We start from the raw sequence: 17472 nt of genomic DNA, 5'->3' as shown, positions 1-17472 counted from the left end.
CGTCTCAAGGTGCGCCGGGTGGAGGGGCCTCAGTCGATGCTGCAGACCACGGACCCGGCCGTGATGGACTCGCCGACCTTGACCGAGAGCCCGGAGACCGTTCCCGCCTTGTGCGCCGTGAGCGGCTGTTCCATCTTCATGGCCTCGACCACGATGATCACGTCACCGTCGGACACGCTGTCGCCGTCGGTCACCGCCACCTTGACGACGGTGCCCTGCATGGGGGCCGTCAGAGCCACGCCGCCGGCCTGGGCCTGAGCTCCGCCGGCGGCCCGGCGCGTCGCCGGCCGGCCCGGTGCGGCCTGGGCCGGAGCCGGCTGGAGGAGCCGGGCCGGCACGGTGACCTCGAGGCGCTTGCCGCCGACCTCGACCACGACCGTCTCCCGTTCGCCGCCGGCCGCCGCGACCCCGGCCCCGCCGGTGAACGGCTCGACGCCGCCCGCCCACTCCGTCTCGATCCACCGGGTGTGGACCGTGAACGGCGCCGAGGTGAACGCCGCATCCCGCACCACCGCGCGGTGAAACGGCAGCACGGTCGCGATCCCGGTGATCACCGTCTCGTCGAGCACCCGGCGGGACCGTTCGAGCGCCTCTTCCCTCGTACGCCCGGAAACGATGATCTTGGCCAGCAGCGAGTCGAAGGTGCCGCCGACGACGCTGCCCGCCTCGACGCCCGCATCGACCCGCACGCCGGGCCCGGACGGCCAGGACAGCGTCTCGACAGTTCCCGGGGCGGGCAGGAAGTTGCGCCCCGGGTCCTCGCCGTTGATGCGGAACTCGATCGAGTGGCCGCGCGGCACCGGGTCGCTGGTCGACTCGAGGCGCTCGCCGGCCGCGATGCGGAACTGCTCCCGGACGAGGTCGAGCCCCGCCGTCTCCTCGCTCACCGGGTGCTCGACCTGCAGGCGCGTGTTCACTTCGAGGAACGAGATGGTCCCGTCCGGCCCGACCAGATATTCGACCGTGCCCGCGCCGTGGTAGCCGGCCTCGCGGCAGATCGCCTTGGCGCTCTCGTGCAGGGAGGCGCGCTGCTCGTCGCTCAGGAACGGCGCGGGCGCCTCCTCCACCAGTTTCTGATGGCGTCGCTGCAGGGAGCAGTCCCGCGTGCCGACCACGATCACGTTGCCGTGCGTGTCGGCCAGCACCTGCGCCTCGACATGCCGGGGCCGGTCGAGATAACGCTCGACGAAGCACTCGCCGCGCCCGAAGGCCGCCACCGCCTCGCGCGTCGCGCTCTCGAACAGGGCCGGGATCTCCTCGAGCGTGCGGGCCACCTTGAGTCCCCGCCCGCCACCGCCGAAGGCCGCCTTGATGGCCACCGGCAACCCGTGCTGCTCGGCGAACGCGATGATCTCGTCCGCGTCGGCCACCGGCTCGGCCGTGCCCGGCACCAGCGGCGCGCCCGCGCGCTGGGCGATGTGCCGCGCGGTGACCTTGTCACCCAGGTCGCGGATCGCTTGCGGGGTCGGCCCGACCCAGATCAGCCCCGCGTCCAGCACGGCCTGCGCGAAGTCGGCGTTCTCGGACAGGAAGCCGTAGCCCGGGTGGACGGCGTCGGCGCCGCTGCGGGCCGCGACCGCCAGCAGCTTGTCGATGCGCAGGTAGGTATCGGCCGCGGTCTCACCCCCGAGCCCGTACGCCTCGTCGGCGAGCCGGGCGTGCGGCGCGTCGCGGTCACTGTCGGCGTAGACGGCGACGCTGGTCAGCCCGGCGTCCTGGCAGGCCCGGACGACCCGGACGGCGATCTCGCCACGGTTGGCGATCAATACCTTGCGCACCGCCCGAGCCTATCGTCAGCGGCCGGCGGATTTACGCTGAGAGAGTGTCCGCGACCCGCATGATGATTCTCGGCCTGGTCCAGTGGCTGGAGCCGGTGCACGGCTACGACGTCCGGCGCGAGCTGATGAGCTGGAGCGCCGACAAATGGGCCAACGTGCAACCCGGCTCGATCTATCACGGTCTGCGCAAGCTGGCCGAGGAGGGCCTGCTGCACGAGGTCGCCACCGAGCAGGTGGGCGCGCGCCCCGCGCGGACGACGTACGGGATCACCGACAAGGGGAAGGCGGAGTTCCAGTCGCTGCTGCGCAACGGCTGGTGGAACGTGACGCCGGCGGTCGATCCGTTCATGGCCGCCTTCTCCTTCCTGCCCGCGCTGAGCCGTGAGGAGTCGTCGGCCGCGCTGCGCAACCGCGCGACGCAGTTGCGCGCCGGCGTGCTGCAGTTGGAGGCCGCGACCAAGGCCGACTGGGCCGACAACAAGCCGGCCTTCGTCGCCTGGATGTGGGAGCGCAACGTGGTCATGGCCGAGGCCGAGATCGCCTGGTGCGAGCGCACGGCCCAGCGGATCGAGACCATGGGCGACGCCTGGGAGAGCATCAGCGGCGCTGCCGGTCGGGGTGAGGCCGACGCCGTCGCCTCTAATAATCAAGTTTGACTAGTAAAACTTGATCTCCGTAGTCTGCTCTCATGATAGAGACGCGCGGGCTACGCAAGTCCTTCGTGTCGCGCCAAGGGCGCGAGAAGAAAAAGGTCGAGGCCGTACGCGGTGTCGACCTCGACGTGGCCGAAGGCGAGATCTTCGGCTTCCTGGGTCCCAACGGGGCCGGCAAGACCACCACGCTGCGCATGCTGGCCACCCTGATCGAACCCGACGACGGCCGGGCCACGATCGCCGGCGCCGACCTGCGCGCCGACCCCGGTGAGGTACGCCGCCGCATCGGCTACGTCGCCCAAGGCGGCAGCACCTGGGACGACTCCACCGCCCGGGAGGAACTGGTCCTGCAGGCCCGCCTCTACGGCGCGTCCAAGAGCGACGCGCTGGCCCGGGCCGCGCGGGTGCTCGACGGGTTCCAGCTCTCCGAGTACGCCGACCGCAAATGCAAGACCTACTCGGGCGGCCAGCGCCGGCGGGTCGACATCGCGCTCGGCATCATCCACGAGCCCAAGGTCGTCTTCCTCGACGAACCGACCACCGGCCTGGACCCGCAGAGCCGGGCCCACATGTGGGACGAGGTCAGACGGCTGCGCGCGGAGGGCATGACCGTCTTCATCACGACCCACTACCTCGACGAGGCCGACGCGCTCTGCGACCGGATCTCCATCATGGACAACGGCGAGATCGTCGCCTCCGGCACCCCCGCCGACCTCAAACGCGAGATCTCCGGCGACGTCGTCCGGGTCGGCCTCCCCGTCGACGCCATCGCCGCGGCGGCCCAGGCCCTCAACTCGTACAAGATCGAGACGTACGAGGACAACGTGCGCCTCTACGTAGAGGACGGCGCCGTGGCCATCCCGCAGATCCTGCGCGCCCTCGACGCGGCCGGCGTCCCCCTGGGCACGGTCGAGCTGCACCGCCCCAGCCTCGACGACGTGTTCCTGACCAAGACCGGCCGATCGCTGCGGGAGAGCTGATCCATGAAACTGCTGCGCGACATCTCCCTGATCTTCAACCGCCAGATGCAGTTACTGCTGCGCAACCCCATCTGGATCTTCGTAGGCGTCTTCCAGCCGGTGATGTACCTGCTGCTCTTCGCCCCGCTGCTCAAGCCGGCCCTGCAGGTGCAGACCAACGCCGAGGCGTACGAGATCTTCGTGCCCGGCCTGCTCGTCCTGCTGGCCATCTTCGGCGGCCTGTTCCAGGGCTTCGGCCTCATCGCCGAACTGCGCGCCGGCGTCATCGAACGTTCCCGCGTGACCCCCGTCAGCCGCCTGGCGCTGCTGCTGGGCCGCTCCCTGCGCGACGTGGTCTCGCTGATCGCCCAGGCCGTGATCATCACTCTGCTGGCGTTGCTGTTCGACCTGCGGGTCTTCCTGCCCAACCTGCTGCTGGCCTACCTGATGCTGGCGCTGATCTCCCTGATGACGTCCGCGGTCTCCTACGGTGTGGCCCTGGCCGTGAAGAGCGAGGACGCACTGGCCCCGCTGATGAACACGGTGGCCCAGCCGGTGCTCCTGCTGAGCGGCATCCTGCTGCCGTTGACGTACGCGCCCGGCTGGCTCCAGGGCATAGCCGACTGGAACCCGTTCTCGTGGGCGGTGAACGGTACGAGGGCCCTGTTCCGGGGTGATCTAGGGGCTCCGGACGTGTGGCAAGGCCTGCTCATCATGGCCGTGCTGGCTGTTCTGGCCGTGGCCTGGGCGGCCAGGCAGTTCGCCCGAAGCGTCCGCTGATCCGCGGCCGGCGTCCTGAAGGTCCGGTGGCTCAGTCGAAGCGTCTGCTGACCGGCTGGCCGTCCTGCCGTCCGGTGATTCGGCTGAAGTGTTGCTGACTGGCATGCTCCGCAATCTGCGGGCATGCCAGTCAGGCATCACGCCCGTAGACGCGGTCGGAGACAGAGCCGCCCTCGAAGTCGAAGGCAGAGCCGCCGGCGAACCCGAGAGCTATTTGCCCCAGAGGGCGATATAGGGGACACCCATCTCGGCGAGAAGGTTACGAAGCAGAGGAAGAGACAGCCCGATGACGTTGCCGGGGTCCCCCTCGATGCGGTCGACGAAGGCGGCGCCCCGCCCGTCGAGGGTGAACGAGCCGGCCACCTGCAAAGGCTCACCGCTGGCCACGTAGGCCGTGATCTCGTCATCACTGATGTCGGCGAAGTGCACCGTGGTCATGCCGACCGCCTCAGCCTGCTTGCCGGTGACCAGGCTGGTGACGTGGTGACCGGTGTGCAGAACCCCGGACCGCCCGCGCATGCGCATCCAGCGCTGGGTGGCCTCCGCAGCGTCGGCCGGCTTGCCGAAGATCTCCCCCTCGAAGGCCAGCACAGAGTCACACCCCAGCACGACAACCCCAGGGTCAGCGTTCAACTGAGCAGCGATGGTGCGAGCCTTCATACGCGCGAGCGCCAGGCAAAGCGTGTACGCGTCATCAGCCTCAACAGTCGACTCATCAACGCCGCTGACCATGACCTCAGCCTCAATACCAGCTGCGCTCAACAGTCCCCGCCGTGCCGGACTGGCCGAAGCAAGAATCAACCGGTACACGATGTCCTTCTCCACGCACCAGAGGCTACAAGCCCCACCCGGCACCGCGAGCACGCAACCCATCGTTTCGGCCCCGAACGAGACCAATTCACCGAGACCGCCGACATCGCAAAGAACGTGGCAGCGGCCGCTGCCACGGAAAAGCGCAACCCGCCGAATAACGACTTGGGGCCCCTGACCCCAGCGCGCCCGGCAACGGGGACGGCTATGTCTTGTTTCTCAACTGCGCCGCCGACGAAGCAAGGCAAACGCGATGAGAACGCCTGCCGCCGCGACAACTCCGGCGACTCCACCCCAGAGGAGCACGTTGTTATTGCCGACAGGCTCAGTCTCCGCCCGGGGCGTAGTGCTAGGAGCAACAACCTCAGGCCGAATAGCACCCGGCGCGCTCGTTGCCGCAGAACTACTTCCAGGGCGAGTGGTTGCCTCACCTTCAAGCGGCGGAACGTCAGCCGTCAGCGCCTTAACAATGTTGAGCCGCCCAAACCCGCACTCGTCGTCTCGACCCGGCGTCCCGACGTCATCCGCAGTTGCGGTTAATCTGTGAATGACCTCAATTGCAGTAAGTCTAGGAAATTTGGCTCGTATAAGCGCTGCGGCACCTGACACGATAGCAGTGGAGTCTGAAGTTCCGGTTGCTGACCCATAGCTATCCGGCGGTTGGGCGGATATAATGTCGACTCCAGGAGCGCAAATCTGGACCTTGTCGTCCTTGACTGAGCTGGAAGAGTACTTCCCGTTGCGCCCTGTCGAGCCTACGGCCAGAACGCCATCGAAGGCGGCCGGATAATTGATGATCGCATCGGACGAGGTATTGCCCGTTGCGGCCACAATTACGATGTCAGCCTTGATGGCGTCGTTTATCGCGTCTTGGAGTTCAAATCCCGGGCCAGCAGCACCCGAAATGTTGATTACACGCGCACTCTTGCTTGACGCCCAACTTACGCCTTTGGCCATTAGGTCTGAGTGTCCGCGCCCGTCGTTGGTGATATCGACGGGCAAGATCTTGGCGGAAGGCGCAATACCTTGTATGCCGGTCACCGATCCTCGCCCGTGGCCAGCAATGAGTGCTGCCATTCGGGTTCCGTGTCCGTCGCTATCCGATCGTCCGTCACCAGGGCCGGAAGGTGTCTGGTCGCTTCCAGTCAGTAAGTTCCGCTTTATATCAGGATGAGGATAGGTTCCTGAGTCAAGGACTGCGACTATTACTCCAGATCCCGTTGTAATCGCCTGCGACTGAGCAATATTGAGACTTCTCAGGTACCATTGACGTTCGCGGACCGAGTCGGCGAAAGCTGGTGTTGACGGAATTTGAGCAGCGACAATAATAGTCACTGTGAGAGCGGCGAAAGCCTTGAAGTGGACCTTCAACTCAGGCCAATCGCGGGTCCCGGGTCAATGCGATGCTCCCGTGCTGGCCGTACAACAGGCTCTACGCCGGATGCTGTACGCCAGGGATTATCTGGGTCCCAACGAACCGCTTCATCTGGGTCGCGCCTCGGTGCACCGCGACCCGCTTGGCCGTAGGGTCCTCCACCGGCTGAATGCTGGACCGATGTGTTTGGTCCTGCATTCTTGCTGGAAGGTGTTGTGCCGCCGATGAGCCCACCAATCGGATTAACCCGCTGAGAGACTGGTCTAGCAGCTGCAGACTGCGCAGCGCCTGCGCCGGGCACGCCTCCAATTAATCCGCCGGGGGGCATTGAATGAGTAACGCCCGAGGCTGATACTCCGGGCCGAATAGTGCCTCCGGGAAGAGGCAACGGCCCGCTACGCCCGCTCGCGGAAGCAGCAGGCGGCACGAGTGCGCCGCCGCCGGGATTGAAGGTGCCCGGAACGGGAGCTACGAGACCAGGACTAAATATGGGACCCGCTGAGCCGATGGGCGTTGCTGGCAGGGGCGAAGAGATTCCTGGAGGCGGAATAGTGGGACTTGGAGGCGTGGCTCCGCCAAGGATAAGTCCTGGCTGCGGCGGGGGAGGCTGCGGAAGAGGCGGCACGTTGAGGCTACCGGAGGTCGGGAAGGTACCTGACTGGCGTGGTCGGCTCGTCGATGTTGAGGTGTTCGTCGCGTAAGAAGCCGTGACCGGGGGGATCGGTGGGGCTACATAAGTCCCAGGCTCGCCGCTGGTCGGGTCGTCACGGCGATTTTCCGGCGTATACGGGCGCGGGGTTTGGATCCTGGTCTGCGCCTGTGCCAGGTCGGCGCTCACGCCGCTTAGCAGCGTTATTGCCCTCTGGTACAGCGCCTCCTGCCGGCCGGGCGCGACTGGAGGCTGTTCGCCGCTCGGGCGCGGGGAGGGCTGAGGCTGTCCACTCGCGTTCTGCTGCTTAGCGGTGTAGTCGGCCAGCGCTAGCTCATTCGACTGGTACTCGCGAGCCAGCTTCTCCATCTCCTTCTGCGCGAGGCTGATGGACAGCGTCGCAGCGGCGAAGGCGTCGTGATTGGAGATAGCGGCTTCGTAGGTCTCGGTAAGGTTCGAGATCAACTCATCGAGCCGAGCGATGTAGGCAGCCGAGGCGGCGTTCTTTTCCGGCGGCCACGCCGCAGCCAGGTTGTCGCGGTAATTTCTCACTTGCCATTGGTGCTCGACAAGCAGGTCAGCCGACTGCTTCCAGCCGGTCAGCAGCTCATAGTGGCGTTCAGTGTCCGGATTCTGGATGAGGTCCTGCATTCCCTGCATGCTCAGCATGCCCCAGGGGGTTCCGCCGGCGCCGCCACCGCCTCCAGCGATCAGCATCAGACGTCCCCCTCCCCGCGCGTAGGCGTGATCGCCGTGCTGGCCTCGGGGATGCCGACCTTGTCCAGTGCCTTGTCGACGTCGCTGACCTTTGCGTGAGCAAAGGCATCAGAGCCTCTGTAGCGCTTGCTGATGTCGGCAGCTGCGCTGGCGAAACCTTGAGTGCCGTTCGCGTAGCTGTAGACGTTCTGGTGGGTGACGTTCTGCGCGTGGTTATGGGCGGTCAGGAACGAGTACAGCTCGGCGAACGCGGCTGGTGGGTCAGGTAGCCGCGTCAGCATGGAGTCGCTCACCGACGACATGTGGGGGGCGTAGCTGTCTTTCACGTTGGCGGCGAGCTGGGCCGCGAACTGTTCCATCGCCTGGATGTCGGCCTCGATCGCGCCGAAATCGGTGGTGCCGTAGTCACGCAGCCACGCGGGACCGCGATCCTCCTCCGGAATCATCCGCGCCTCCCCGACGAACCGGTCACGAGCTGAGCTCAGCTGAGCGATTGTGAGAGTAGTCGGTCACTGCCAGCATCGGGGCCCCTGTGGACAGTGACGAACGATGATCTATCGGGGGAGGGCGGAGGCCTTCCAGGAGCTCGGGCGCATCGACGGTCGTGCGGATCGGGCCCAGCGGGAGGCCGGTGGTGGAACGGCTGGGGCATCAGCCCTGCTGGATGCTGTGAGCAGCACCGTGACCAGCGCGGCCAGCTCGACGTTGGTCGGCTCGCCGCGGAGGATGCTGACCAGCGGTTCCGTATTCATCGACCGAGCGTACGACGCCGCGCCGAAGATCCGGTGACACGCATCCCACACTCGGCTGATCGATTCGCTGTCGCTCGACATGACCGGGTATTTTCTCCGTGATGTCTTCCTCTCCCCCGCTCGTAGTCGCTGACCGTTACCGGCTTGTCGCGCCGCTCGGTCAGGGCGGGATGGGTCGTGTCTGGCGGGCGACCGATGTCGTCCTGCACCGCGAGGTCGCGATCAAGGAGCTGGTGCCCCCGCCGGGGCTGACGCCGGGCGAGCGGCAGGAGATGCGGGAGCGGTCGCTGCGGGAGGCGCGCGCGATCGCCCGGCTCAACAACATCAACGTGGTTCGCGTCTTCGACGTGCTGCGCACCGACGCCGATCCGTGGATCGTGATGGAGTACGTGCCGTCCCGGTCGCTGCAGGACACGCTGGCCGCCGACGGGCCCTACAGTCCGGTCCGCGCGGCCGAGATCGGCCTGGGCGTGCTCAACGCGCTGCGGGCCGCCCACCGGGCCGGCGTGGTCCACCGCGACGTCAAGCCGGGCAACGTGCTCATCGGCGCCGACGGCCGGGTCGTGCTCACCGACTTCGGCCTGGCCACCGTGCCGGGCGACCCCAACGTCACGCGTACGGGCCTGGTGCTCGGCTCGCCGGCCTACATCGCGCCCGAGCGGGCCCGGGACGGCTCAGCCGGTCCGGCCGCCGACCTGTGGTCGCTCGGCGCCACGCTCTACGCCGCAGTCGAGGGCGCCTCGCCGTTCGCCCGGCCGTCGGCGATCGCCACGCTGGCCGCGCTGGCCACCGAGAACCCGCCGCCCGCGCGCAACGCCGGCCCGATGAAGCCCGTGCTGAACGGTCTGCTGCGCAAGGACCCGACGCACCGCATCAACGCCGAGGAGGCCGAGCGTCTGCTGCTGCGCGCGGCCGGCCGGCGATCCAAGCTGAGCTTCCCGATGAGCCCGACGATGCGGCGCCCGGGGGCGGGCCGGGACCGTTCGGCGCTGACGACCGGCACCTCCTCGGCCCCGGTTGTGCCTGGTCCGCGTCCGCCGGTCGCGCGTCCCTCCGGGCGTACGGTGACTCCCGCTCCCGGCCGTCCGGCGGGTCCGCCGCAGCCGCCGGTCACCCCGGGCCGCCCGGCCGCCGGTGAGGGCCGTCCGGTCTACGCGCCGGGCAAGGCTCCGGTGGGCCGTCCCGCCGCCGAGATCCCGACCCGCGTCGACAGCCCCAAGGTCGACGCCCCGCGCCTGGACGCCACCCGGGTCGACGGGCCCAAGATCGATGCCACGCGCGTCGACGGCCCCCCGGTCCAGGACGACAAGACCACCTTCGTCGGTACGCGGCCAGGGGCACCCGCCACGCCGGGGCAGCCCTCGACGCCCGATGCGCCGCGCTCCGGTCCGCAGCCGAGCGGCGGGCTTTCCCGTACGGCCCGGGGTGCGCAAGCCGGCTTCACGGCGGCCGATGTCGCGGCCAACCGGCGCGGGACGGCCGCTCCGGAGCACGAGAGGTCGCTGTCCGACGCCACGTCGCTGCTTCCGCGGGTGAAGCCGGACGAGCCCGCCCCCGCCGACCCGACGACCCGCATCGCCCTTCCGCCCCGGAAGGCGAAGCCGGCCGCCGAACCAGCCGACAAGACCACCAAGATCTCCGAGCCGGTCGACCGGACAGCGAAGGTCTCGGAACCGGCCGACAAGACCACGACGATCGCCGCGCCGGTCGACCGGACGACGAAGATCTCGATGCCGGCCGAGCGGACGACGAAGAGCGCCGAGCCGGCCGACAAGTCGACGAAGACCGCGGAACCAGCGACGACGACGGAGCCGGCCGAGGCTGAGCCGACCGAGGGCGAGCCCGCCAAGGCAGAGCCGGCTGAGGCCGCGTCGGTCAAGGCGGAGCCTTCCACGGCCGAGCCCGCCCCGGATGAGCACGATCAGAACGAACCGGCCGAGCGTGATCGGAACGAACCGGCCGAGCGTGATCAGAACGAGCCGGCCGAGCAGGATCAGAACGAGCCGGCCGAGCAGGATCAGAACGAGCCGGCCGAGCCGGAAACCGCCGACGCCGAGCAGGCGAAGAGCGACGGCCCGGCCGGTGACACCGAGGTCCCGGACGGTAAGGACGACCAGCCGCCCGCCGTGACCGCGACTCCGGTCGTCAGCCTTCCCCAGGACGCCCCGGCCACGGACGCCAAGACGACCAGGACGAAGCCGGCCCGCCGAAAGGGAAAGCTCGCCGCGGCGTCCAAGGTCGCCGCTTCGCCGACCGCGCAGCCCGAGATCGCGAAGGCCGGGAAGCCGGCTGACGACCGCGAAGCCGCAGACGCCACGGCGGAAAGCGCCGACGGTCCCGCGGCCAAGAACGTCCAAGCCGGAGCGGCCGACGACAACGACGCCGTCAAGGACGCCCCAGCCGAAACGGCCGACCAGGACGCCGGCGCCCAGCACTCCCCGGCCGCGACGACCGCCGGAGAGAACGGCAACGCGAAGGCGCCGGCTGACGCCCACCCGGTCGACAAGACGGCCAAGCTGAACGGGCCCGACCCGCTCAAGACGACGCGGCTGCGGTCCGATGCGGGTGACCGGCCGGACGCCACGGTCCTCGTGCCGGCCGCCCGGAGCGCCTCCGCCGACGAACCGCTCGAGCCCATGCCGGCGTTCAACCGGCCGAACCGCCCGGCGTGGACGCCCATGCCCGTCCGGCAGTCACCCGGCATCACCGTCTTCGGCACCCGGCTCACGTACGGTCAGGCGGCCGTGGCCGGAGGCATCCTGCTGCTCATCATCGTGCTGGTGGTCGTCCTCATCGGCGTCCTCGGCCGGGACGGTGGCGGGGACGATGAGGCCCAGCCGCCGGTGACCCCCACGGCCTCGGCCGGCGGTCAGCCCTCGCAGCAGCAGCAACCCACCAGCGCCGCGACGACCGGCTCGAGCCCGTCGCCGGCCCCGTCGTCCGCTCCTCCGTCGAGCCCGGCCGCGCAGGCCCTGCCCACCACGTGGCAGGTCTACACGGACGACTCCGGCTTCAAGGTGCCGCTGCCCAAGAGCGCCTCGATCTCGAACCGCGGCAGCGAGACCCGCATCGAGTGGAACAACCGTCTGCTGCTCATCGACCAGACCGATGATCCCAAGCCCGACGCGCTGGCCGACTGGCAACAGCAGGAGCGCGACCGCGCCGGCCGGGACTACCGGAACTACGAGAAGGTCCGGCTGCAGTCGGTCGGCAACTACTTCAAGCAGGCCGCCGACTGGGAGTTCTTCTACACGACGAGCTCCGGCAATCCCCAGCACGCGGTGAAGCGCAACATCATCGTCAGCGACAACCAGGCGTACTCGATCTCCTGGTATGTCTCGCCCGACGACTGGAACGCCGCGCAGTCCGACCTCAAGCGGATCTACCAGGGATTCAAGCCCAAACCGTAACTCCGGTGAGTGACAACGAGCATGAATGGGTAGTTCAGGTCGTACCACGAAACGGAGGTACGACATGACTGGTCGATCGCACGGTGGCAGGCCCGCACTGGCGCTCTGGATGCTCGTAGCCGTCGCTGACCTGGCGATTCTCGCCGCAGCCGTCGGTACTCTCGTCCTGTTCACGATCGTCGCCGTGCTCGCGGTGGCCGTCGGAGCCGTCGTCGCCGCCCGCCTGATGCTGGCCCGGCGTGCCGCTCCCGTGGCTGCCGAATCAGTGGTGCGACGCCGCGCACAAGGCGCGTAACAGGAACCACCTAGCGAGATCAGATACAGTTCCGCGCTGTGTCGATCCAAGGTGTGACGGACTTCTGGGACAAGCTGCTCGGTGCTCAACCCGACCCGCCCGGCCTGCTCGTGCTGCTCACCGCGCTGGCTGCTCTGATCTCGGTCGCGTTCCGCCCGGTCTGGCGTATCGCCCGCAATGCCGTCACGATCGCCCACGAGGGCGGGCACGCGTTGTTCGCGCTGCTCACGGGTCGGCGGCTGCGGGGCATCCGGCTGGAGTTCGACACGTCCGGCCTGACCCTGTCCTCGGGGCGCCCGACCGGTCCCGGCATGATGCTCACCCTGCTCGGCGGCTACATCGCGCCGTCCCTGGTCGGCCTGCTGGGCGCCTGGCTGCTCGGCGGCAACCGCATCACGCTGCTGCTCTGGCTGGCCGTGGTGCTGTTGCTGCTCATGCTGATCAACATCCGCAACCTCTTCGGTGTGGTGTCGCTGGTGGTCACCGGCGCGATCGTGTTCGCCGTGTCCTGGTACGCGTCGCCCGCGGTGCAAGCGGCTTTCGCGTACGTCGGGGTGTGGTTCCTGCTGATCGGCGGGGTGCGGCCGGTCTTCGAGCTGCAGAGCCTGCGCCGCCGCGGCCGCATGCCGGACTCCGACGCCGACCAGCTCGCCCACGTGTCGCACGTGCCGGCCATCTTCTGGGTCGGCGTCTTCCTGATCGTCGACCTGGCCGCCCTGGTGGTCGGCGCGTTCCTGCTGGCCGGCCAGTGGATCTCCGCGAACGTGTCCTGATCGGCACGACCGTGATGCCCTCGTCCCAACGGCCGATGGGGTGGGTGCACGGGCGGCGATAGCTTCCCGAGATGGACGGTCCGGGGCTGGCGTGGACGACGGCGGTGCTGGCCTTCGTGGCCGCCGTGCCGCTGTGGCGCTTCACGACCCACGCGATCACCATCGCCCACGAGGGCGGGCACGCCATGTTCGGCGCGCTCACCGGTCTGTTCGTCAAGAAGATCACTGTGGAGCGCGGTGGCGGCAGCACCTCGTTCCGGCAGGAGAAGTGGGGCTTCGTCCCGACCCTGGCCGCCGGGCTGGCCGGCTACCTCGGTCCGTCGATCTTCGGACTGGCCGGGGCCTGGATGCTGGTGCACGACATCAGCCCGCGGTCCGTGCTCCTCATGACCCTCGTGCTGATGGCCATGCTGCTCGTCATGGTGCGCAACTTCTTCGGGTTCCTCGCCGTGCCGCTGACCGGCGCGATGGTGTGGGCCGTCGCGATGCGCGCGAGTGAGGACGTGCAGCTCGTGTTCACGTACATCTGGGTGTGGTTTCTGCTGATGGGCGGCACCCGCCAGATCCCGGAGCTGTTCTCGGTCTGGAAGGGCGGCGGCGAGCCCGACACCGGTGTCCTGGCCAAGGCGACGGGTCTGTCCACCGCGTTCTTCGTCGCCTTCTTCTGGCTCGGCTCCATGGCCGCGCTGATCTACGGCGGCGTCCTCCTGTTGCGCAACCCCCTGCCGACCTGAATCGCGTTCTACAGCGGGATGTTGCCGTGCTTCTTCGGGGGCAGGGTCTCGCGTTTGGTCCGGAGCGTGCGCAGACCCAGCGTGATCTGCGCCCGGGTCTCCGACGGCATGATCACCGCGTCCACATAGCCCCGTTCGGCCGCGGTGTACGGGTTGGCCAGCGTGTCCTCGTACTCCTGGATCAGCTCGGAGCGCCGCGCCGCGGGGTCGTCGGCGGCGGCCAGCTCGGCGCGGTGCAGGATGTTGACCGCGCCCTGCGCTCCCATCACCGCGATCTGCGCCGTGGGCCACGCGAAGTTGAGGTCGGCGCCCAGGTGCTTCGACCCCATCACGTCGTACGCGCCCCCGTAGGCCTTCCGCGTGATCACCGTCACCTTGGGGACGGTCGCCTCGGCGTACGCGTAGATCAGTTTCGCCCCTCGCCGGATGATGCCGTCCCACTCCTGCGACGTGCCGGGCAGGAAACCCGGGACGTCGACGAAGGTCACCACCGGGATGTTGAAGGCATCGCACGTGCGCACGAAGCGGGCCGCCTTCTCCGACGCCGCGATGTCCAGCGTGCCCGCGAGGTGCAGCGGCTGGTTGGCGACGACGCCGACCGGCCGACCCTCGACCCGGCCGAAGCCGACCACGATGTTCTGCGCGTAGAGCGGCTGCACCTCGAGGAAGTCCTCGACCACCGTTTCCACGACCGTCTTGATGTCGTACGGCTGATTGGCCGAGTCGGGAACGAGCGCGTCGAGCGCGAGATCCGATGTCGACGGCGAGAGCTCGGCCGGCGACGAGAAGACCGCCGGCTCGTCCAGGTTGTTCGACGGGAGGTAGGACAGCAGCGCGCGCACGTAGTCGATCGCGTCGTCCTCGTCCGAGGCCAGGTAGTGCGCGTTGCCGCTGCGGGTGTTGTGGGTGCGGGCGCCGCCCAGCTCCTCCATGCCGACTTCCTCGCCGGTCACCGTCTTGATCACGTCGGGGCCGGTGATGAACATGTGCGAGGTCTGGTCGACCATCACAGTGAAGTCGGTGATCGCAGGGGAGTAGACCGCGCCGCCCGCGCACGGGCCCATGATCAGGGAGATCTGCGGGATGACGCCGCTGGCCCGCACGTTGCGGAAGAAGATGTCGGCGTAGAGACCGAGCGCCACCACACCCTCCTGGATGCGGGCGCCGCCCGAGTCGTTGATCCCGATGATCGGGCAGCCGATCTTCATGGCCAGGTCGAGCACCTTGACGATCTTCTCGCCGAAGACCTCGCCGAGCGAGCCGCCGAAGATCGTGAAGTCCTGGGAGAACACGCAGACCTGCCGGCCGTCGACGGTGCCGTAGCCGGTGACCACGCCGTCGCCGTACGGGCGGTTCCGGTCGAGGCCGAAGTTGGTGGAGCGGTGCCGGGCCAGCGCGTCGAGCTCCACGAACGAGCCCTCGTCGAGCAGCATCTCGATGCGCTCGCGGGCGGTCTTCTTGCCCCGGGCGTGCTGTTTCTCGATCGCCCGGGCGGAGCCGGCATGGACCGCCTCGTCGTTGCGCCGGGCGAGATCGGCGAGCTTGCCCGCGGTGGTGTGAATGTCGGCCTGGACTGCGTCGTCCTGCTCGATGGTCACGGTGATCCCTCACGCTCTCCGCGGATACTCGTCAGTAATGATCGTAGTGCGCCAGGGGGACCGGCTCGCCGAGCGAACCGCTCGACACCGGCCGACCCCACGCCGCTACGGGTGCGTTTCGCACTCAATGCCCCATTCGTTACCTGTGTCGTGACCAACTGGATGACCGCGGCCGGGATCGCCCTCATCGCCGGCGGGATCGCCACCCTGATCTGCTTCCGTTCCGTGCTGTTCGGTCGGGGCAGCCGGCGGGCCGGCCGCAAAGCCCGCGCGCTCGAGGCCACCCCGGGTCCTCGTACGGCTGAGGCCGCCGACATCCAGCCGAAGTCGCGCCGGGCCGGGGGCGGTCGCCGCCGCGGCCGGGCGCCGGAGCCGGCTGTGGTCACGCCGGCCGATGACGATCCGCACCTCGGACTTGCCATGATCGGGCTGGCCGACGAGGACGAGCGGCCCGGCGTCGGCGAGGAGCTCCGGTACGAGGAGGAGCTCCGGTACGAGGACGAGCTCGCGCCGCCGTCCGGCGATTTCCTGGCCGAGCCGGCCGAGCTCCCGCCCGCAGCCGCCGTTTTCGACGCCGGGCCCGACCTGTACGAGCCCGACGAGTACGCCGCCGAGGATTACCAGGTCGAGAATTACGCCGCCGAGGAGTACCCGGCTGAGGACTACGCGGACTACGCGCCCGAGTCTGTCGAGTACGGTCCCGAACCCGACGACTACGTGCCCGAACCCCGCGAGCGGGCCGGCCTCGAGCTGGTCCCCGACCTCCCACCCGAGCCCCAGGGGCTCCTGATGGACCAGCCGCCCCACCCGGGCGATCGCTACGGCCACCGCATCGCGGGCTGGGTGCGACCCGAATACCGGCAGGTCCGCGAGGAGCCACCGTCCGGCGAGTACTGGACCCCCATCCCCGTCGACCTGGAGCCCGACCCCGAACCCTCGGCCAAGGGCTACGGCTGGCCCGCCCCGGTCGAGCGCCTGCCCGCGGTCCCCGACTACGAGCCGGCCACCGGTTTCGACCTGCTGCCGGTCGAGCCCGAGCCCACCGAGGTCGTCACCTCGCTGGCCGACGAGCGCCGCGCCCGGCAGTCCGGTAACTGGTCGTCCCGCAACGACAAGCGCGAGGTCAAGCGGGAGAGGCGGGAGTGGCGCCTGGAGAACGAGTCGTTGCCGACCACGCAGCTGTTCGCCGCCGCGTCCGAGGACCCGCCGCCCGCCGCCCGCCGCCGTCCACGCCCGCGGCCCCGGCCCTCGGTGGAGCCCCCGGACCGCAGCACCCGGGTCTATGTCAGCCGTCACGCCGCCGAGCCGCCACCCCGATAGCGGCTACGCTCGGCGGATGGCTTCGCCGTTCACCGATCTCGACCGACCTCCGCTGTCCCCGCGCTCGCTCGAACGCGCGCTGGTCACCCCGGGCAGCCTGTGGTCGCGGGTCGAGATCGTGGCCGAGACCGCCTCGACGAATGCCGATGTCGCCGCTGCGGGCGTCCGGGGCGAGCCCGAGGGTCTGATCGTCGTGGCCGAGCGGCAGACGGCCGGCCGGGGTCGCCGCGACCGTCAATGGAGCTCCCCGGCCCGGGCCGGGCTCACGCTGAGTGTCCTGTTGCGACCGGGGCGGCCCGACCGTGAGCGGGGCTGGGCGGCCCTGCCGGCCGCTTCCTTCGCCTGGCTGCCGCTGCTGGCCGGGGTGGCGCTGCGCGAGGCGGTCGAGCGGGTGGCCGAGGTCGACGCGGCTCTGAAATGGCCCAACGACCTGCTGGTGAGCGGTGGGAAATGTGCCGGCATCCTGGCCGAGGTGTCCGGGGACGCGGTCGTGGTCGGCATCGGCCTCAACGTGACGACCCGCGCCGAGGAGCTGCCGGAGACCGCCGAGCTGCCCGCCACCTCGCTGCGCGTGGCCGGGGCCGCCGTGACCGATCGTGATCCCCTGGTGCGGGCGCTGCTGCGCGGCTTCGCTTCCTGGTACGCGGGCTGGCGCGAGGCCGGCGGCGATGCCGAGATGTCCGGGCTGCTGGCGGCCTACCGGCGGGGCTGCGCGACGATCGGGCAGCAGGTGCGGGTGATGCTCCCCGCGGGCGAGACGCTCACCGGCGAGGCGACCGGGGTCGACGGTGACGGCCAATTGGTCGTCCGGACGGTGGACGGGGCCGACCATCGCGTCTCGGCGGGTGACGTGGTGCACGTACGCTGAC

At 69.1% G+C, this 17472-nt stretch carries 14 protein-coding genes and 1 pseudogene; 9 read left to right on the top strand and 6 right to left on the bottom strand.

Annotated features, from left to right (window positions below; genetic code table 11):
• Positions 1-29: 29 nt before the first annotated feature.
• A complete protein-coding gene (locus HJC40_RS21860) occupies positions 30-1778 on the bottom strand; it encodes a biotin carboxylase N-terminal domain-containing protein (protein WP_250003147.1) in 1749 nt (582 codons plus the stop codon).
• Positions 1779-1822: 44 nt separating this feature from the next.
• Between HJC40_RS21860 and HJC40_RS21855 the strand changes: the two genes are divergently transcribed.
• The 3 genes from HJC40_RS21855 to HJC40_RS21845 are packed head-to-tail and all read left to right on the top strand — an operon-like array spanning position 1823 to position 4170.
• Positions 1823-2434 carry a PadR family transcriptional regulator gene (locus tag HJC40_RS21855; protein ID WP_308200928.1) on the top strand — a complete coding sequence of 204 codons (612 nt, stop codon included), beginning with the start codon at positions 1823-1825 and terminating at the stop codon, positions 2432-2434.
• 32 nt (positions 2435-2466) lie between these two features.
• A complete protein-coding gene (locus HJC40_RS21850; RefSeq protein WP_250003145.1) occupies positions 2467-3411 on the top strand; it encodes an ATP-binding cassette domain-containing protein in 945 nt (314 codons plus the stop codon).
• A 3-nt stretch (positions 3412-3414) separates the two neighbouring features.
• On the top strand, positions 3415-4170 hold the full coding sequence (locus tag HJC40_RS21845; RefSeq protein ID WP_250003143.1) for an ABC transporter permease: 756 nt from the start codon (positions 3415-3417) through the stop codon (positions 4168-4170).
• A 210-nt stretch (positions 4171-4380) separates the two neighbouring features.
• Here HJC40_RS21845 and HJC40_RS21840 read toward each other — a convergent pair whose 3' ends face one another.
• The 4 genes from HJC40_RS21840 to HJC40_RS21830 form a co-directional block, all read right to left on the bottom strand.
• On the bottom strand, positions 4381-4995 hold the full coding sequence (locus HJC40_RS21840) for a Maf family protein (protein ID WP_250003141.1): 615 nt from the start codon (positions 4993-4995) through the stop codon (positions 4381-4383).
• A 204-nt stretch (positions 4996-5199) separates the two neighbouring features.
• Positions 5200-6315, bottom strand: a complete 1116-nt coding sequence (locus HJC40_RS46630; protein ID WP_374272481.1) for a S8 family serine peptidase — start codon at positions 6313-6315, stop codon at positions 5200-5202.
• A gap of 1405 nt (positions 6316-7720) precedes the next feature.
• Positions 7721-8167: a hypothetical protein gene (locus HJC40_RS21835; RefSeq protein ID WP_250003139.1), complete on the bottom strand. Its 447-nt coding sequence runs from the start codon at positions 8165-8167 to the stop codon at positions 7721-7723.
• A 108-nt stretch (positions 8168-8275) separates the two neighbouring features.
• Complete coding sequence (locus HJC40_RS21830; RefSeq protein ID WP_250003138.1) at positions 8276-8473, bottom strand: acyl-CoA carboxylase subunit epsilon; 198 nt, start codon at positions 8471-8473, stop codon at positions 8276-8278.
• A 101-nt stretch (positions 8474-8574) separates the two neighbouring features.
• Between HJC40_RS21830 and HJC40_RS21825 the strand changes: the two are divergent.
• From HJC40_RS21825 to HJC40_RS21810, 4 genes and pseudogenes are all read left to right on the top strand, one after another.
• A pseudogene (locus tag HJC40_RS21825) lies at positions 8575-9517 on the top strand (serine/threonine-protein kinase); the annotation flags it as partial.
• 2430 nt (positions 9518-11947) lie between these two features.
• Positions 11948-12178: a hypothetical protein gene (locus tag HJC40_RS21820; RefSeq protein ID WP_250003136.1), complete on the top strand. Its 231-nt coding sequence runs from the start codon at positions 11948-11950 to the stop codon at positions 12176-12178.
• 38 nt (positions 12179-12216) lie between these two features.
• Positions 12217-12951 carry a M50 family metallopeptidase gene (locus tag HJC40_RS21815; RefSeq protein ID WP_250003133.1) on the top strand — a complete coding sequence of 245 codons (735 nt, stop codon included), beginning with the start codon at positions 12217-12219 and terminating at the stop codon, positions 12949-12951.
• A gap of 71 nt (positions 12952-13022) precedes the next feature.
• Positions 13023-13685 carry a M50 family metallopeptidase gene (locus HJC40_RS21810; RefSeq protein WP_250003131.1) on the top strand — a complete coding sequence of 221 codons (663 nt, stop codon included), beginning with the start codon at positions 13023-13025 and terminating at the stop codon, positions 13683-13685.
• 8 nt (positions 13686-13693) lie between these two features.
• On the opposite strand, the gene HJC40_RS21805 is transcribed toward HJC40_RS21810, so the two are convergent.
• On the bottom strand, positions 13694-15277 hold the full coding sequence (locus HJC40_RS21805) for an acyl-CoA carboxylase subunit beta (protein ID WP_250003441.1): 1584 nt from the start codon (positions 15275-15277) through the stop codon (positions 13694-13696).
• A gap of 156 nt (positions 15278-15433) precedes the next feature.
• On the opposite strand from HJC40_RS21805, the gene HJC40_RS21800 reads away from it, so the two are divergent.
• Both HJC40_RS21800 and HJC40_RS21795 read left to right on the top strand, forming a co-directional pair.
• A complete protein-coding gene (locus tag HJC40_RS21800) occupies positions 15434-16603 on the top strand; it encodes a hypothetical protein (RefSeq protein ID WP_250003130.1) in 1170 nt (389 codons plus the stop codon).
• 16 nt (positions 16604-16619) lie between these two features.
• Positions 16620-17471: a biotin--[acetyl-CoA-carboxylase] ligase gene (locus tag HJC40_RS21795; protein WP_250003128.1), complete on the top strand. Its 852-nt coding sequence runs from the start codon at positions 16620-16622 to the stop codon at positions 17469-17471.
• Position 17472: the final 1 nt, after the last annotated feature.

Origin of the sequence: Actinoplanes sp. M2I2 (genome assembly GCF_023544445.1) — a bacterium.
GTDB lineage: Bacteria > Actinomycetota > Actinomycetes > Mycobacteriales > Micromonosporaceae > Actinoplanes.
The sequence above is the reverse complement of the archived record's forward strand: the minus strand, read 5'-3'. Positions and strand labels throughout refer to the sequence as shown.